The organism is Nitrospira sp., assembly GCA_024760545.1.
In the GTDB taxonomy this organism is placed as follows: domain Bacteria; phylum Nitrospirota; class Nitrospiria; order Nitrospirales; family Nitrospiraceae; genus Nitrospira_D.
Window position 1 is genome coordinate 266549 of sequence record CP060501.1, and the last position, 15820, is coordinate 282368.

The 15820-nt window shown below is 54.8% G+C and carries 18 protein-coding genes; 17 read left to right on the forward strand and 1 reads right to left on the reverse strand.

What is annotated here, in order from left to right:
• The first annotated feature begins 267 nt into the window (after positions 1-267).
• Together H8K03_01205 and H8K03_01210 are read left to right on the forward strand one after the other, a co-directional pair.
• A complete protein-coding gene (locus H8K03_01205; GenBank protein UVT20568.1) occupies positions 268-1269 on the forward strand; it encodes a sigma-54-dependent Fis family transcriptional regulator in 1002 nt (333 codons plus the stop codon).
• Between the two features lie 133 nt (positions 1270-1402).
• The gene (locus H8K03_01210; GenBank protein UVT20569.1) at positions 1403-1720 is read left to right on the forward strand and encodes a GntR family transcriptional regulator; all 318 of its coding nucleotides are present in this window, start codon (positions 1403-1405) and stop codon (positions 1718-1720) included.
• Positions 1721-1729: 9 nt separating this feature from the next.
• Here the strand turns inward: H8K03_01210 and H8K03_01215 are convergent, their stop codons facing one another.
• Positions 1730-2734, reverse strand: a complete 1005-nt coding sequence (locus H8K03_01215; GenBank protein ID UVT20570.1) for a tetratricopeptide repeat protein — start codon at positions 2732-2734, stop codon at positions 1730-1732.
• A 437-nt stretch (positions 2735-3171) separates the two neighbouring features.
• Between H8K03_01215 and H8K03_01220 the strand changes: the two genes are divergently transcribed.
• The 15 genes from H8K03_01220 to H8K03_01290 all read left to right on the forward strand — a co-directional run bounded on the left by H8K03_01220 (position 3172) and on the right by H8K03_01290 (position 15785).
• Positions 3172-3339, forward strand: coding sequence for a Flp family type IVb pilin (locus H8K03_01220; GenBank protein UVT20571.1), 168 nt, complete (start codon positions 3172-3174; stop codon positions 3337-3339).
• Between the two features lie 125 nt (positions 3340-3464).
• Positions 3465-3995 (forward strand): prepilin peptidase, encoded by a 531-nt coding sequence (locus tag H8K03_01225; GenBank protein UVT20572.1) that lies wholly within the window; start codon positions 3465-3467, stop codon positions 3993-3995.
• Positions 3996-4119: 124 nt separating this feature from the next.
• A complete protein-coding gene (gene cpaB / locus H8K03_01230; protein ID UVT20573.1) occupies positions 4120-4941 on the forward strand; it encodes a Flp pilus assembly protein CpaB in 822 nt (273 codons plus the stop codon).
• Between the two features lie 19 nt (positions 4942-4960).
• Positions 4961-5593, forward strand: coding sequence for a pilus assembly protein N-terminal domain-containing protein (locus H8K03_01235; protein UVT20574.1), 633 nt, complete (start codon positions 4961-4963; stop codon positions 5591-5593).
• A gap of 34 nt (positions 5594-5627) precedes the next feature.
• Positions 5628-7082: a type II and III secretion system protein family protein gene (locus H8K03_01240; protein ID UVT20575.1), complete on the forward strand. Its 1455-nt coding sequence runs from the start codon at positions 5628-5630 to the stop codon at positions 7080-7082.
• A 45-nt stretch (positions 7083-7127) separates the two neighbouring features.
• On the forward strand, positions 7128-7400 hold the full coding sequence (locus tag H8K03_01245) for a hypothetical protein (protein UVT20576.1): 273 nt from the start codon (positions 7128-7130) through the stop codon (positions 7398-7400).
• Between the two features lie 18 nt (positions 7401-7418).
• Positions 7419-7844: a pilus assembly protein gene (locus H8K03_01250; protein UVT20577.1), complete on the forward strand. Its 426-nt coding sequence runs from the start codon at positions 7419-7421 to the stop codon at positions 7842-7844.
• Positions 7837-8913 (forward strand): hypothetical protein, encoded by a 1077-nt coding sequence (locus H8K03_01255; GenBank protein UVT20578.1) that lies wholly within the window; start codon positions 7837-7839, stop codon positions 8911-8913. The genes H8K03_01250 and H8K03_01255 overlap by 8 nt, the downstream gene beginning before the upstream one ends.
• A gap of 36 nt (positions 8914-8949) precedes the next feature.
• On the forward strand, positions 8950-10170 hold the full coding sequence (locus H8K03_01260; protein ID UVT20579.1) for a P-loop NTPase: 1221 nt from the start codon (positions 8950-8952) through the stop codon (positions 10168-10170).
• A 49-nt stretch (positions 10171-10219) separates the two neighbouring features.
• The gene (locus H8K03_01265) at positions 10220-11533 is read left to right on the forward strand and encodes a CpaF family protein (protein UVT20580.1); all 1314 of its coding nucleotides are present in this window, start codon (positions 10220-10222) and stop codon (positions 11531-11533) included.
• Complete coding sequence (locus H8K03_01270) at positions 11527-12492, forward strand: type II secretion system F family protein (GenBank protein UVT20581.1); 966 nt, start codon at positions 11527-11529, stop codon at positions 12490-12492. Before H8K03_01265 ends, H8K03_01270 begins: the two co-directional genes overlap by 7 nt.
• 10 nt (positions 12493-12502) lie before the next feature.
• Positions 12503-13459: a type II secretion system F family protein gene (locus H8K03_01275; protein UVT20582.1), complete on the forward strand. Its 957-nt coding sequence runs from the start codon at positions 12503-12505 to the stop codon at positions 13457-13459.
• 30 nt (positions 13460-13489) lie between these two features.
• On the forward strand, positions 13490-14410 hold the full coding sequence (locus H8K03_01280) for a terpene cyclase/mutase family protein (protein ID UVT20583.1): 921 nt from the start codon (positions 13490-13492) through the stop codon (positions 14408-14410).
• A gap of 11 nt (positions 14411-14421) precedes the next feature.
• Positions 14422-15447 (forward strand): DUF362 domain-containing protein, encoded by a 1026-nt coding sequence (locus H8K03_01285; protein ID UVT20584.1) that lies wholly within the window; start codon positions 14422-14424, stop codon positions 15445-15447.
• A gap of 77 nt (positions 15448-15524) precedes the next feature.
• Positions 15525-15785, forward strand: a complete 261-nt coding sequence (locus H8K03_01290) for a hypothetical protein (protein UVT20585.1) — start codon at positions 15525-15527, stop codon at positions 15783-15785.
• Positions 15786-15820 lie beyond the last annotated feature (35 nt).

The window sequence follows — 15820 nt, forward strand, 5'->3', positions numbered from 1 at the left end:
TGTTTTCGTAATTCAAGAGTAAGGTAGGTTTCCCCTTCCAAAGCAGTACCCTGTCCGTATATGCGGCCCCCTCCCAGCTTGGTATGGGCAGAAGACCGGATCCGTTCTAGCCTCGGTCACATGGGTCGTATTGAACAGAAAACCAAAGAGGCGACGTTCCAATAGGGTACACAAACCTAACCGGGACAAGTGTTAATCAAGGAAGGATGAAAAGGAAGCAATGCATGACACTGCCGAAGAGCGCTGACGCAAGGAGACGACCTTAGTATGCTTAAATGGGATGAAACTCTGATCGGGAACAGCAGGTGTTTTCTTCGTGTCAAAAGCATGATTCCGCTCGTAAGCAGGTCCAAGTCGACAGTATTGATCTCAGGGGAGACAGGGACAGGAAAGGAATTGTTTGCTCGCGCGGTTCATTATTCGAGTGAGCGGAGAGGAAAACCATTCGTGCCCGTGAATTGTGCGGCCTTGCCGGATTATCTGGTGGAAAACGAGTTGTTCGGTCACAGCAAGGGTGCGTTCACTGGCGCACTCGTCGAAAAACATGGGCTGTTTTACGAGGCGGATGGAGGGACCTTGTTCCTCGACGAGATCAATAGCCTCAATATGGTGGCTCAGAGCAAACTCTTGCGTGTGCTTCAGGATCAGGAATTCAGACCGCTGGGCTCCACAAAAAGTCGAGTGGTCGATGTGAAAATCGTGGCCGCCACAAACACAGATTTGCGGTATTTGGTTGAAGCCCGCCAATTCCGCGAAGATTTGTTCTATCGATTGAATGTGTTATCCCTGGTGCTTCCTCCGCTGCGTGACAGAAGGGAAGATATTCCCGAGTTGGCCAGACAGTTTCTGAAGCGCGCCGTTGGTGAATTTGCAAAGGGCGATGTTCAACTATCTGCCGATGCCATTACGAAGCTGATGAACTATGCATGGCCGGGTAATGTAAGGGAGTTGCAGAGCGTAATACACCGCGCAACAGCGATGGCGAAGGGCGATGCACTTGAAGTTTCGGACCTTGACTTGCCTGATTATAAACCGTCTGGATCAGCCGCGATATATGTGCCAGAGCGGATAATCATCGATAAGTGCGGCTTTCAGGCTATGAAGGCGAAGATGATCGATGAGTTCGAGCGGACATATCTGAGTCAGATTCTTACCGAGCACCAGGGGAATATTTCCAAGGCTGCACGAGCGGCGCAAAAAGAGCGCCGTGCCTTCCAACGGTTGCTCCATAAACACGGTCTCGATCGTCGTATTTTTTCTGCGGCATAGTGTTGATGGGTAGCCGTGCGTTGCCTGAGGAGTGATCGCCGCAGCCGAAATGATCAGGCCGCGTATCAATAAACATTTCACGGTGATCCGTGAGAGTTTCGCTCGGCATCGGGTTTGCTGTTGACCAGCGACTGTGGAAAGTCCGGATCAGTATCCAACTAGCAACAGTGTGGTGCGGCTCCTACTCTGGTATCTCCAATCGCATCCAGACGCGAAGGATACGGCTGAGGGGATCGAGCACTGGTGGCTTCGCGCGCACGGCGTTACTGTCGATCGAATGGGTGTGAGAAAAGCTCTCAATGATCTCGTCGCAAGGGGTTGGCTTATCCGGAGAGGAAGCATGTCTGAATGTCAGATCTATGGCTTGAACCCAACACGAAGAAGGGAACTGCAGCAGGTGTTGGAATCAAATATCGAAGACCTTCGATCAAATGGGCGATCAAGGCCATAGGATGCCACCCTATGGACAGGAGCCCACCTCGGACGCATTCGATGCAGCCGTTCCATTAGCGGCGTTAGGGACTGCTTGACGGGCAAGCCGAAGATTCTCCGAAGCCTTCTCATAGTATTGCGGACTGAGTTCGATGGCCTTCTCGAAGCAGACGACGGCTTTCTTGGTGTGGCCGACCCCGAGGAGGGCGACGCCGAGGTTGTTATAGGCGCGTGGTTCATCCGTCGCTTTTTTGAAGGTATTGAGTGCATCGACAAACCGGCGACGATGGGTATAGGCGATGCCCAAGTTATTAAAGAGCTTAGCAGAGTTAGAACCGGCTGCAATGGCCTGCTCATAAGCCTCGATGGCAGATTCGTAATTGCCGCTCAGGGCATAAGCGAGACCAAGATTATTCAACACGCTCGGTTCGCGCGGTCGATAGATTAGAGCTGCATGATAGGACGTAATGGCATCGATATGGAGTTTTTTCTGGTCATACAAGAGGCCGAGTAAGTTATGAGATTGCCAGCTCGATGGATCAAGCATGATGGCCTTCGTTAAAGCCTTCTCGGATTCTGCCAACTTACCCTGGCGCAAGTAGATCTGCCCGACGCCCTCGTAAACCTGCGCAGAATTGGGCTCACGCGTCTGTAGGTCTTGAAACTGCGTCAGGGCTTGATCGAGCAAGCCCTGTTGTAAAAGCGTCTGTCCTAGCTTGAGGCGGACTGAGTTACGGGTGGGATCGGCCTTTAACGCTTTGTCGTAGTGTAAACTCGCCAGCAGATAATTCCGAGTTTGCGCATCGAGATCTCCCTTGCGTTCATGCTCTTCCGCCGTCAGTTCAGGAGTCGTGGAAGTTGCCTCAGCCAAGTGTTCTTGTTGCTTCTTCTGCTCATCCACGAGCTTGCGATATTCCGCCATATCAGTAGCTGAAGTGATCTGATCTTTGGCCCACCCGCAAGCGGTTAACGCCGAGGTTCCGACCACGAGCCCCATCGAGAGCCATAGTCTTCGAGGTTGTCGAGATATCATCACTGCCAGCTCCTCTGGTGTGAGTTGTGAGTGTACAGAGTCAGCATGCCGCGAGCCTGACCATTGGTCAAACAAAACCATTTTTCTGATTACGATCAGGGCAGCGGTCCCAGCTGAATCCGTGCACTGCGGCGCCGAAGCCCTAGTTTCAGGCTGTTTGGCAATCTTAGTCTGAGGCGCGCGTGCCGCAGGTGATGTGAAGTCAACGGGCGTGTGCTGAAAAATCATCAAGTTTGGAGAGACACCAGATCTGGCCAGCCACTTGCTATGTACTGGACCAATGACATGCTGACTTGGCTGTGAACAGACGAGCAAGAAAAAGGAGGTGAAAACAGTTCTGAGAGACGCCACTGGTCGCACGCGAAGGAGCGGCAAGTCATAAAAACTGTCCTGGCTGCATTAGATTCAATCTTAAAAATCTAAGAAAGGGATTACCCATGTTGAACGTCATTCGTCAGTTTGTGAAGGAAGAAGAAGGCGCCTCTGCAGCGGAATATGCCATCCTGCTGGGGTTGATCGCGCTCGGAATGGTTGCCGGTACCACGTTGTTAGGTAACGCCATCGGCACGTCTCTCACCAATGCCGCAGGCATTGTTGCGAGCTAAGTGCACCTATGCGGCTTCGGGGCGGTTGGCCCATGCGTGGGCCAGCCGGTCTCCGGCAAGACACTTGAGCCGGCGAGACGTGAAGGCGTGAAGAGAGTTTGGCAAGTGAGGACGACCGCGGAGGCATGACCTTGGAACTATCGATCATTATCCTCTTGTTGGTTACAGTGCTCGGCACGGCGATCGTGACGGATCTTCGATCATCCCGCATTCCGAACTGGCTCACCTTTCCGGCAATGGGCCTTGGCATTCTCATTCAGGCCTGGATCGGTGGTCTAACCGGTGCCCTATCCAGCTTGGCCGGCCTTGGCCTGGGAACGGGACTGTTCTTCCTGCTGTATCTCAGTAAGGCGCTTGGAGCAGGAGATGTGAAATTAATGGCGGCGATTGGTGCGATGCTCGGTCCCTCTGCTGTCCTCTCCGTTGTTGCGCTCTCCATGATGGTGGGTGGTGTCTATGCGTTGGGTGCCATGGGCTATCAATGGGGGCTCACCGCAACATCCAGGAAATTAGCGTGTGCGACCTACGGAACGGTGATGACCGGCGGAGCGACTGGGGTGAGGGAGTTACAGTTGCCGTTTAAATTGCGGTATGGACTGGCGATCGCCGTTGGTACCCTACTGTTTCTCGGGGGGGTCCGACCGTTTGGGGGGTAGGCATAGCGCGGGACTGCGCTAGGGTTGACCAAGTAACTACTCGTTGGTCCCATGCGCGAGAGTAACCTATGAACAGGGCACAAACCAGAAATCACATGGGTGGGATTGAAGAGGAGGATGGGCAATGAAACGGTATCGGCCTCTGGCGTTTTTCGGATTGTCGGTCGTCTTCGGCATCATCACGAGTGTTCTCGTATTTTCCTGGCTCCAAAACGAGAAGAACCGGTTGATGGCCGCTCCATTGCCTACGAGTGCGAATATCCAAGTGGTGATGGCCAATGCCGATATCGCGTGGGGAACTAAGCTCACACCCGAGATGGTCATGCTGCAGGAGGTGCCACCCGGTGTGATTCCGGAAGGACACTTTACAACCGTCGAGGCGGTCAAAGACCGGGTGCTCCTGGCGAATGTGAAGCGGAATGAGCTGCTCATGGAATCGAAATTGGCTCCCGTCGGGACGAGCGGAGGAGTTGCAGCCGTGACCGATGTGAATATGCGGGCCATGTCAGTGAAGGTCGATGATGTGATCGGAGTTGCCGGGTTTATCAAGCCGGCTGATCGAGTCGATGTCATGGTGACCATTGAACTGGTTCCAGGGAAACCGGAGCAGACTGTGTCCAAGACGATTTTAGAGAATGTGAAGGTATTGGCCGCCGGCACGCAGATGGAACGGAAGGGGAAAGACGAAGAGCCGGTGCAGGTGCAAGTCATCACGGTCGAAGTGGACGTAGACGACGCGGAGAAGCTGGCATTGGCGTCGACCCAGGGGAAATTGCGGCTGGCACTTCGGAATTCCCTCAACAGCGAAAAAGTGATGACCAAAGGGGCAAAGGTCGGATCGTTGTTAAGTTCATATCGTCCCAAGGCGGCTGTGACTGATAACGGCGAAGGCGGTTTTCGGGTCGAGATCATCAAGGGTGATGTCCGTAAGGAAATAATGTTTTAGAGATTGAGGGAGGCGCGCAATGTTGCTTAGACAGGATCGATCACGCGTTCATGGACGGTGGGTAGTGGCTCTGGTCTGCGGCGGGATGCTGCTGGCAGGGCCATTGACTGCCATGGCAAAGAGTAGCGACATCCAGCTGGTATCCTTCTCAAAAGATTCTCAGCAGCTCAGCCTGGTGGTGGGCAAGTCGACGGTGGTCACCATGCCCGTGCCCATCAAGCGGGCGTCCCTGGCGGATCCGCATATTGCCGACGCGATGGTACTGAGCCCAAAGCAGATTTATGTGACCGGCAAGGGATACGGCACGACCAATCTGACCCTGTGGGGGAAGGATGACCAAGTGCTTGCTATACTTGACCTAGACGTCGGGGTGGATCTTGTCCGATTCAAACAGCAATTGGCCGAATTGCTGCCAGATGAAACCAATATTCGCATGAGGGGTGCGCATGACCATGTGACGCTGTTCGGGACTGTGTCGAGCGAGGCGCGTCTCAGTCAGATTCTGGCGGTGGCTGAAGCTTATGCCCCAAAGAAAGTCCTGAATTTTCTCAAGATCTATCCCGAGCCGCCTGGAAGCAAGGGGCATCCTGATGTCCAGACGGTTACGATTGAAGTGATCAAGGGGACGTCGGTGAATTCGGTGAAGTTCTAACGTGTCGGGCAGTTGGCAAGAAGGCGGGAGGAATATGACGATGAGATTACGAAATGCGATCACGATTCTGAGCTGTGCCGTCACGATCTTGGCCGGGTCCCAGGCGTTTGGGGAAGCTCCGGTTCAGGGTGCCGGAGAGAATCGCGACGTCCAAAAACTTGAATTGACCGTGGGCAAGTCAAAGGTGTTGGACCTGCCCGTAGCGATCAAACGAGCCTCATTGGCCAATCCCGAGGTGGCGGATACGGTGGTCCTCTCGCCCACCCAGATCTATGTGACGGGAAAGACCACAGGGGTGACGAACGTGACGCTCTGGAACGAGAGCGGCAAGATGATGGGCATGTATGACGTGGTGATCGCCCCGGATGTGACGCGCCTCAAAGAGAATCTGCATAAGACCTTGCCGGATGAACACGGCATTCTGGTTACGTCTGATCACGACCACATTACGCTCTTGGGCACGGCCTCCAATACCAACAACTTGAACCTCGCCTTGAGCATGGCGGAGGCCTATGCTCCGAAGAAGGTCGTGAATGCCATGCAAGTGGGCGGCGTGCAGCAAGTCATGTTGGAAGTCCGCGTGGCCGAGATGAGCCGAGAGTTGATCAAACGGCTCGGGTTGAATTTTACCGGCTTCGGGAACGACTACTTTGGCCTCTCCATTTTGGGCAACCTGACAAGGCTTGCCACTCTGTCTCATCCCATCGGTCAGACAGCTACCGCGACCCTCGAGGCGACGCAATTGATCCAGGGCGCGTTTGGATTCAACGCCGCGAGTACCTCGTGGACGGGATTTGTGGATGCGCTCAAAGAAGAAAATGCGCTGAAAGTGTTGGCCAAACCGACGTTGGTGGCGTTGAGCGGACAGGAAGCCGCGTTTCTGGCCGGGGGAGAATTCCCAATTCCGGTGCCGCAAGCCTTCGGTTTGATCACCGTCCAGTTTAAGAAATTCGGTGTCGGATTGGTCTTTACGCCGAATGTCTTGAACAGCAAGCACATCAGCCTCAACGTGGCGCCTGAGGTCTCAGAGCTGGACTTCTCCAACGCCCTCCGGCTGCAAGGCTTTATTGTCCCCGCTATTACCACGAGGCGGGCGACGACCACGATCGAATTGGCCGATGGACAGAGCTTTGCCATCGGGGGGTTGTTGCGCGACAACGTCAGGGAGTCGATGAAAAAGGTTCCGTTCCTAGGCGAACTGCCAATTCTCGGTGCCCTGTTCCGCAGCAGTTCATTCCAGAAGAATGAGACAGAATTGGTGATCATTGTGACTCCCCATTTGGTCAAGCCGCTCGATATGAATGCACAGACGCTGCCCACTGACTACTATGTGGAACCGAACGACTTCGAGTACTACTTGATGGGATTTCCCGAAAAGAGCGGCCATGGCGGCAAGGCAGGTCAGCGGTCGCCTGCGGCTGAAATGCTATCCAACCGCATCAGCATGGGCACTGCGATGGAGGGTCGCGTCGGGCATCTGATGCCGTAATGACAGGCCTCATCACGATAGATTGAAATGAAGAAGGAGAGAACCATGACACGACTCGTGACAATGTTGACGATGACCGCCAGTGTGATGATCGGGGCCTGTGCGCCGACGACGATCAGTCCGAATTGGGGCACGGCCTATCAACAGATGCGCGCCGGCCAGATCATGAACCCAACGGCGGGTGAAGATCTCGCGCCCGTTGAGGGGCTGGATGGAAAGGCCAATGCCACCGCCATGGGAGCATATCGAAAGTCATTTGAAAAACCCGATATCGATTTGGGCCGTTCGGTTGTGACAAGCGGTATCCAGACCCGTTAATAGGATCATGGTCGTCGTATGACAAGCACCAAGCGAATATTGAGTGAGCGGGGGATCGTCGCAGTGGAATTTGCGCTGCTGCTGCCAGTGTTCCTCATGATTCTGTTCGGCATTATCGAATTCGGCAGGATGATGTACGGCCGCGAGATCGTCACGAACGCGGCACGGGAAGGGGCGAGGGCCGGCATTGTGGCGAGAGCGCCAGCGACCACCAAGCCTAGCGGTGCGACGATTACGGCAATTGCAAACAACTATCTGACGGGGACCGGAATCAGCCCGGCCAGTGTGACCTTTACTCCAGTCGGTGCACAATTGGCCTATCCGGCTGCCCTCACCGTGAGCGTGGTGTATCAATATAATTTTTTAGTTCCTTATCTTCCAGCGGTCATTGGAATTCCCAATCCCCTCATCATTAATACACAGGTGGTGATGACCCATGAGTAAGCACTGGCACAAACGGCCCAGGGCCTCACTCAAGAACGAACAGGGGGCGGTGGCTGCGATGACCGCGATTTTACTCCTGGTCTTGTTGGCTTCTGCGGCGGCCGCGATCGATATCGGCCATGCGCTTGTGGCAAGAAACGAGTTGCAGAACGCGGCGGATGCCGGCGCCTTGGCTGGAACTCGGAGGCTGGGCGCCCTATATCAAGGCATGACTACCGCCGCACAGCAGACCTATACATTAACCGGTGGGGACCAGGCGGCAATCGTGGCTGCGGTGCAATCCGTTGGAGCGGCAAATAAAGCGGCCGGTGTATCCCTTTCCATTAGCGCAGGGGATATTGCCATTGGAAAATGGAACTCCACAACGTTGACTTTTGCTCCTACGGGGGCTCAACCGCACTCCGTCCGTGTCACGGCGAGACGTGATGGAGCAGCGAACGGTCCCATCAGCACATTTCTCGCACATGTCGTCGGATTGAACAGTGTCAACGTCAGCGCGTCCGCGACTGCCGATCTCTCGCCTGTCGGTGCAGTGGCGCCGGGGCAGCTGGATGCGCCGTTCGGGATTTCCACGTTTTATTTCAACACATATGGGTGTGGCGATGTGATCAAGTTCTATCCTAATGACGGAACCCCGCAAGCCTGCGCTGCGTGGACCACCTTCAACGAAAGTCCATCGAACGCGAACACGCTGAAGAATATCGTCGACGGCTTGCGTCTCGACACCTACCAGGCTCCAGGAGTGTCTCCGGGAAACACGTTAAATTTTACCAACGGCAATCTGGCCTCGGTGTTTCCGAAATTGCAACAGCTCTACAACGCAAAGAAAGATTCCAACGGCAATTGGGACGTGTTCGTTCCCGTCTATAACTCTCCGAACTGCGCGTCAAATCAAAATTCGGGCGCCCTTCCTGTTGTGGGATTTGCCGAGGCCAGAGTCACAAGTGTCCAGGGCGCGCCAAACTTTTCGATCAATGCGACGGTGCTGTGCAACATCTTCGAAGGGAATACGACCGGAGGCGGTCCTGCCTACGGAGTGAGTGCAACGATTCCCGGTCTCGTCCAGTAATCGTCAGCTGGCATTCAACCCAGGAGTGCATCGCACATGGCCCGACTGATTGCAGTCTCGATCGATTGTCGGAACGAAGAGGTCCGGCGGACGTTTGAAGACATCGCCTCGCGCCGGCGCCACTACTTGATTACCAAGGGGCAGGGCACCGGTGTCGCCGATATGTTGTTGCTTGAGCTGGACGAATTTCGCCCCCAGCACACATTCGATCGTGTTCGCCAACTTCTCAGTATGACCCCGGATCTTGAGATCTTTTTGACTGCCTCGCACATGGATCCGCAGTTGTTGCTGGAAGCCTTCCGCGTCGGGGTCAAAGAGTTCCTGCCGCAGCCGCTTACAACACAGGATGTCGAACCAGCTCTGGTGCGGTTCGAGGAGCGATTCGCCTCTAAGACATCAGGTATGGAGATGGAGGCCGGTAAAGTCGTGGCCGTCTTCGGCGTCAGAGGCGGGGTGGGGGTAAGTACTGTGGCCACCAATTTAGCCGTCTCGGTCCAACAGGTCCAACGACATGAACCAGTCGCCTTGGTGGATCTGGACGTGCAGGGTGGAGAGCTGGGTCTGTTTCTGGACCTGCCTGCTGCTCAAGGTGTGGCGCATCTGACGAGAGACATTTCACGCCTGGATGAAACCATCATCCGGAGCACGTTGGTGCGGCACTCATCCGGGGTGTACTTTCTCGCCTCAGGCTGTGATGCCTATGAGGAGTGGAAGTCAGCTCCTGGAAACATGATGCGGGTCCTGGCGCTTCTCCGATCCTTCCACCGGCATGTATTCGTGGACTGCGGGCACATCCTCGACCCATCGATTCGAGAGGTGCTGGATAGTGCCGATCAAGTCCTCGTGGTGACGACATTGACGCTCCCGGCAGTCCGACGGACCAAGCGGTTATTGGACGTTCTGGCTGAAGCACGGCATCCCGCCGGCAAGGTTGCCCTCGTCATGAACCGCTATGAAAATGACCAGAAGGATCTTCTCGAGGAAACAGAGGCCATGTTGAAGTTCCCGATCACCGGACTCATCCCGAATGACTATGGATCGGCCAGTGAGGCACTTCAGCATGGGAAACCGCTGACGGTGGTGGCCTCAAAGACCCTCATTGGACAATGGTATCTACGCGAGGTCGGACGACTAATCGGCAGTCACGAGGATGCTGCGGGATCCTCCCCAAAGGGACAGGCGAAGAGCCAGTCGTTGTTGGGGCGGTACTTTCCAAGCCTCAGTCTGGATATGAGGCGTAAACCGTCTGCCGTATAAGTCGTGAAGCCTTGATGTAGGTGAACGCGAAAGAGGATCAGGAGGCACCATGTTATCTGCAAGATTGGTGAATGGAGCTGAACAGGGTACTCACTATCAGGAACTGAAGGATCGCCTTCATCAACGTGTGATCGAACTGCTCGACATGAACGCGATCGGTACGATGTCACAGCATGTGGTGACCGAACAGTTGACCAAATTGATCGAGCAACTGCTGCAACAAGAATCCGTTCCGTTGAATCAGAGAGAACGAGCTCAAGTTACGCAGGACGTATTGCATGAGGTGCTTGGCTTGGGGCCGTTAGAGCCGCTCTTGTCGGATCCCACGATCAACGACATCCTTGTCAATGGAAGTAAACAGGTGTTTGTCGAACGGTCCGGGCGTCTCGAGCTGACGCCGGTTCGGTTTAAAGACGATGCGCATCTGAGGAAGATCATCGAGAAAATCGTCTCCCGAATCGGGCGTCGAATCGATGAGTCCGTGCCGATGGTGGATGCACGATTGGCCGATGGGTCTCGCGTGAATGCGATCATTCCTCCATTGGCCATCGACGGGCCGTCGCTCTCGATCAGGAAGTTCAGCAAGGATCCGTTACAGTTGCACCATTTGACTGAGAAGCGGTCGCTGACCCCTGAAATCGGCGAGTTATTGAAGGGGATCGTTCAGGCGCGCCTGAACGTACTCATCTCCGGTGGTACGGGCACAGGCAAGACGACGATGCTGAACATCTTGTCCGGATTCATCCCGAATACCGAGCGGATTGTGACGATTGAAGATGCGGCCGAGCTGCAGTTGCGGCAGGAGCACGTCGTGCGATTGGAAACGCGTCCGGCAAACATTGAAGGAAAGGGTGAAATTGCGCAGCGTGAGCTTGTGAAGAACGCCCTCCGGATGCGTCCTGACCGCATCATCGTGGGCGAGGTTCGTGGTGCCGAGAGTTTGGACATGTTGCAGGCCATGAATACAGGTCATGACGGATCGTTGACGACTGTACATGCCAACTCCTGCCGAGATGCCCTCACAAGACTCGAAACGTTGGTGTCCATGGCTGGGTTCAACCTGGCGCCAAAGGCAATGCGGCATTATATCTCATCGGCACTGGACGTGATTATTCAGATTGCCCGTTTGTCAGATGGGACAAGGAAGGTGGTCAGCATCCAGGAAATTGTCGGGATGGAGGGCGACCTCATCACGCTCCAGGAATTGTTTGTCTTTCAGCAGACCGGTCTTGACGAAAACCAGAAGGTCAAGGGTCGATTTAAGGCGACAGGTGTGCGACCGAAGTTTGCGGAACGATTGGCCGCCAAGGGCATTGTGCTTCCGGCCACGATCTTTGATCCAATGAAGGTGTACGAATGTTAACTGCACTGATTGGACTCGGTATCTTTGGCACGATCCTCCTCTTCATGTACGCCTGCAGGCTGACCTACCGGGTGGTCGCGCCACGGGGAGCCGACCGCGCAATTGAGCGGATGCAGGACTGGTCTGCCCCGATCGAGGCGGGCTCTTCCGACATTGTGCGCAAAGACACAATGAGCGAGATCCCCTGGTTTAACGATCTGCTCAAACGGGTCAAAAAGCTGCAAGTCCTGAAAGTGCTTCACCAACAGGCGGATTGCCAGACGCCACTCGGGGTGTTCATCCTCACAGCGGGGGTCCTTGCGCTGGGTGGATTCGTCGTGGTGATGTCGATGGTGCAAAAGTTCATCCTTGCCGTCATGACCGCAGCCCTATTGGGTTCGATTCCCTATTTCTATCTGGTTTGGCAGAAAAGCCAGCGACTTGCCCGGTTCGAACGCCAGCTCCCTGAGGCCCTCGAACTTGTCTCACGGGCCTTGCGGGCGGGTCATGCGTTTTCGGTGGGACTCAAAATGGTGGGAGAAGAGGCGGCAAATCCCATTGGGAAAGAGTTTAGGCGAGTATTCGATGAGGTGTCGATGGGGGTGGCGCTGCCTCAAGCCCTTGAGAACATGACCCATCGGCTAGACAGCGTCGATCTCCGGTTTTTCATCACCTCTGTCCTGGTTCAGCGAGAGACTGGTGGAAATCTGGCTGAGATCATTGATTCGCTGGCTTCTTTGATCAGGCAGCGGTTTGAGTTGCAGCTGCGTGTCAAAGCTCTTTCTGCCGAGGGGCGCATGTCTGCCGCGATTCTCTTGGGACTGCCTATTGTCATTGGGATCGCGCTTTTCAAGATAAATCCCGAGTATATGAAGGTGTTGTTTGCCGATCCCATGGGTCAAAACCTTGCGACTTTCGGAAGTATCATGATGATTCTTGGCGCAGTGGTCATGAAACGCATGGTTGATATCAAGGTCTAAGGAGTTACACATGGAACTTCCGCTTGTCGCAGCGTTCTGTGCATTTCTCGCGATTATGCTGTTGGGATCGGCTCTGTATGTGTTCATAGAACGACGAGAGACCGTCGAGGTCTGGCGCCGACGCACGGAGGGGCAGACGCATGGTCTTGACGAAGGGAATCCTTCAGCGACTCTTCTCGAGACGATGCAGGCGCAACTTCAAGCATTACTCGAATGGTTTGCGAAATGGAATCAGCCATCGGATGTGGAAGAGGTCAAAGCGACCCGCCAGCTGTTGGTCACGGCCGGATATCGGGGGAGAAAAGCCCCGATCTTCTTTGTCGGGGCGAAACTACTGTTGGCCGTTGTACTTGTTACCTTGTTCACGATGGTTCCCGTGAAGCTCCTCGGCTTTCCCACTACCACCACCATGCTGTTTTATTATGTCTCCTTGGCTGCGTGCGGGTACTATGCTCCATCGTTCTGGCTGAAGCGTGTGATCGCCGAACGGCAGGATACTCTCCAACGGGCTATCCCTGATGCCTTGGATTTGATGGTTGTGTGCGTGGAGGCTGGCCTGGGATTGGATCAAGCGATCGCCCGTGTGGGGCAAGAGGTGAGTCAGGCCCATCCGGTCCTCGCGGATGAATTGAATGTGCTCTCGCAGGAATTGAGAACCGGGGTGCAACGCCAGGTTGCACTGCGCAATCTCGCCAAGCGGACGGACATTGAGGAGGTTAGAAATCTCGTTGCGATGCTTGTGCAGACGGATCGGTTTGGGACCAGCATCGGCCAGGCGCTTCGTGTCCATGCCGATTCGATGCGGACGACGCGCCGGCTTAAGGCTGAGGAAATGGCGGCGAAGTTGCCCGTCAAGCTCTTGTTCCCCCTCGTGTGCTTCATTTTCCCCAGCATGTTTATCGTCACGATCGGGCCTGCTGCTATTCGGATGATCAAAGAGCTGTTTCCTCTCTTGCTCGGCAAGTAGATGTCCTGCGAGGTTGGAGCGTTATAACTGGTGGATTCGCCCTTACGAGCGGACGGTCAAGTAGCCCTGTTAGGTCGTGTGCTGGCCGACGGGGGATTTCCTGGGAAGCCTGGGGGGATCTATCAGGTTGACTCCACCGCATGGGGTATCCTCGCCCTCTCTGCATGTGACGGACCGACTCAGCTTCTCGATCAGGCACGGGATCTCTTGATGCGAGATCAGCTTCCAGACGGCCGGCTCTGTGTCGATACGACTCATCCCACTTCATTTTGGCCAACCGCTTTGGCGATCATGGCCTGGGAACATACAGAGTCGTGCCGTGATGCACAACAGCGAGCCGTCCGCTTTATGTTGGAGACGACAGGCCGCCACTTTCCAAGAACCCCGGATCTGCCGTCAGCACACGATCCCATGCTCAAGGGGTGGCCATGGGTTGGTGACACCCATTCATGGATCGAACCAACGGCGATGGGGGTGATGGCGTTGCGAGCGGTGGGACTCGGGCAGCATGATCGTGTCAAGGAAGCCGTTCGCATGGTGCTCGATCGCCAATTGCCCCATGGAGGCTGGAATTATGGAAATGCTCTCGTCTTGGGGACGGAACTGCGCCCCATGCCGGAAAGCAGCGGTGCAGCACTGGCCGGCTTGGCCGGCCTTGTCGAACGTGATGCTGTTCGTGCCAGCCTGGCCTATCTCCAACATGAAGTGACACGATTACAAACGCCGATTTCGCTCGGTTGGAGCTTGCTTGGATTGGCTGCTTGGCAATACGCACCACCCAATGCTGCGGTTCTGATTGAACGGTGTTTGGCGAATCAGGAGCGGTACGGGGAGTACGAAACCTCGGCCCTCTGCCTGCTGGTTCTCGGAGGGTTGGCTGTGGAAACCGGTGGCCGGAGTCCGCTCATTTCAACTGCGAAGAACAAGGGCCTTGCTGTCGCTCTCAACTAAATAGGAGTTTTGTGGATCTTCCCACGGATTATCGAGCACCCCAGGGTCTTACACGCCGCGATGTCTTGCGGGCTCTAGCGGGTGGTTTAGTCATTGGAGCTGGGACCCTGGTTGTTCCAAAACGGTATTTTCGCTTGCCGCAAGAGGCGGAAACCTTTGTGGCTAAAGTAGCCCATTATCAGCTCGATATCGCCGGCATTCTTTCTCTTGGGATGGTGGAGTTGGGAATTCGTAAAACAGAAATCCAAGGAAAGCGGATTCTGCTCAAGCCCAACCTGGTCGAAACGGCTTCAGAGGCTCCTCATATCAATACACATCCGCTGGTCCTGCGTGGGGCGATCGAGGCATTTCTTCGTTTAGGCGCTGCCGCCGTGATGGTGGCAGAGGGGCCAGGGCACCGGCGAGACACGTTGGCCGTGTACGAAGAGTCCGGCCTGGCTGATGTTTTAACCGAAGACCGAATTAAGTTTCATGACCTCAACTACATCACCGGGTATGCATTACCGAATGCCGGTAGACAGACCACAATGAAAACCCTGACTTTTCCTGCATTGTTCCAAGAGGTCGATTGGATCGTCTCCGTGGCGAAGATGAAGACCCATCATTGGACCGGCGCTACGCTGTCGATGAAAAATCTCTTTGGGGTGATGCCGGGGAGATACTATGGGTGGCCCAAGAACGTTTTGCATCACGAGGGGATACAGAATTCGATTCTCGACATCAACGCAACGTTGAAGCCGCACTTTGCAATTGTCGATGGAGTGATAGGAATGGAAGGCGACGGGCCTATTATGGGAGATCCTAAGCATGCTGGTGTCCTTGTGATGGGGCGCAATCTTCCTGCCGTCGATGCGACCTGTTGCCGCATCATGGGCATCGATCCCTATAAAGTGACCTACTTGGAACAGGCTGACAATTGGTTGGGGCCCATCGGTGAGAGATCAATTGAGCAGCGTGGAGAAACCATTGTCTCCACGCAGACAGACTTTAAACTGATCGATACAATACCGGCTCAACATGGCATTCGACTTTCCTGATGAGGACTATCTTGCATAGACTCGTTGTACTGTTATTCTTGCTGTGCCCAGTCATTCTGTATGCGGCCGAGGCTGATATGCCACCTGTACAGAAGGAACCTCTACTCTACGATCACTATATTGGGTTAAAGCGTATGCAGGAAAGCCTGGCCGGTCGTTCGTTGGAAGAGCAGGCTCGATTACAGCCGCAGATCAATCGAGCGGAACGTCGCGCGTGCGAACAGGTTCAGCGGGAACGGCAGGAGGGGGTGCCGAAAGAAGACTATCGCCGACAGGGAGGAGATCAATTTCTCGTGTTCGCTCAGCAGTTGGAGCAATACTGCCTCTCCATTCGTTAAAACAATAGTGGAACATCTCAGATCAGATCCAGAGC

Coding starts and splice junctions, on each gene's coding strand:
- H8K03_01205 (UVT20568.1), top strand. CDS start 268: ATGCTTAAATGGGATGAAACTCTGATCGGGAACAGCAGGTGTTTTCTT.
- H8K03_01215 (UVT20570.1), bottom strand. CDS start 2,734: ATGATATCTCGACAACCTCGAAGACTATGGCTCTCGATGGGGCTCGTG.
- H8K03_01220 (UVT20571.1), top strand. CDS start 3,172: ATGTTGAACGTCATTCGTCAGTTTGTGAAGGAAGAAGAAGGCGCCTCT.
- H8K03_01225 (UVT20572.1), top strand. CDS start 3,465: ATGACCTTGGAACTATCGATCATTATCCTCTTGTTGGTTACAGTGCTC.
- cpaB (UVT20573.1), top strand. CDS start 4,120: ATGAAACGGTATCGGCCTCTGGCGTTTTTCGGATTGTCGGTCGTCTTC.
- H8K03_01235 (UVT20574.1), top strand. CDS start 4,961: ATGTTGCTTAGACAGGATCGATCACGCGTTCATGGACGGTGGGTAGTG.
- H8K03_01240 (UVT20575.1), top strand. CDS start 5,628: ATGACGATGAGATTACGAAATGCGATCACGATTCTGAGCTGTGCCGTC.
- H8K03_01245 (UVT20576.1), top strand. CDS start 7,128: ATGACACGACTCGTGACAATGTTGACGATGACCGCCAGTGTGATGATC.
- H8K03_01250 (UVT20577.1), top strand. CDS start 7,419: ATGACAAGCACCAAGCGAATATTGAGTGAGCGGGGGATCGTCGCAGTG.
- H8K03_01255 (UVT20578.1), top strand. CDS start 7,837: ATGAGTAAGCACTGGCACAAACGGCCCAGGGCCTCACTCAAGAACGAA.
- H8K03_01260 (UVT20579.1), top strand. CDS start 8,950: ATGGCCCGACTGATTGCAGTCTCGATCGATTGTCGGAACGAAGAGGTC.
- H8K03_01265 (UVT20580.1), top strand. CDS start 10,220: ATGTTATCTGCAAGATTGGTGAATGGAGCTGAACAGGGTACTCACTAT.
- H8K03_01270 (UVT20581.1), top strand. CDS start 11,527: ATGTTAACTGCACTGATTGGACTCGGTATCTTTGGCACGATCCTCCTC.
- H8K03_01275 (UVT20582.1), top strand. CDS start 12,503: ATGGAACTTCCGCTTGTCGCAGCGTTCTGTGCATTTCTCGCGATTATG.
- H8K03_01290 (UVT20585.1), top strand. CDS start 15,525: ATGCCACCTGTACAGAAGGAACCTCTACTCTACGATCACTATATTGGG.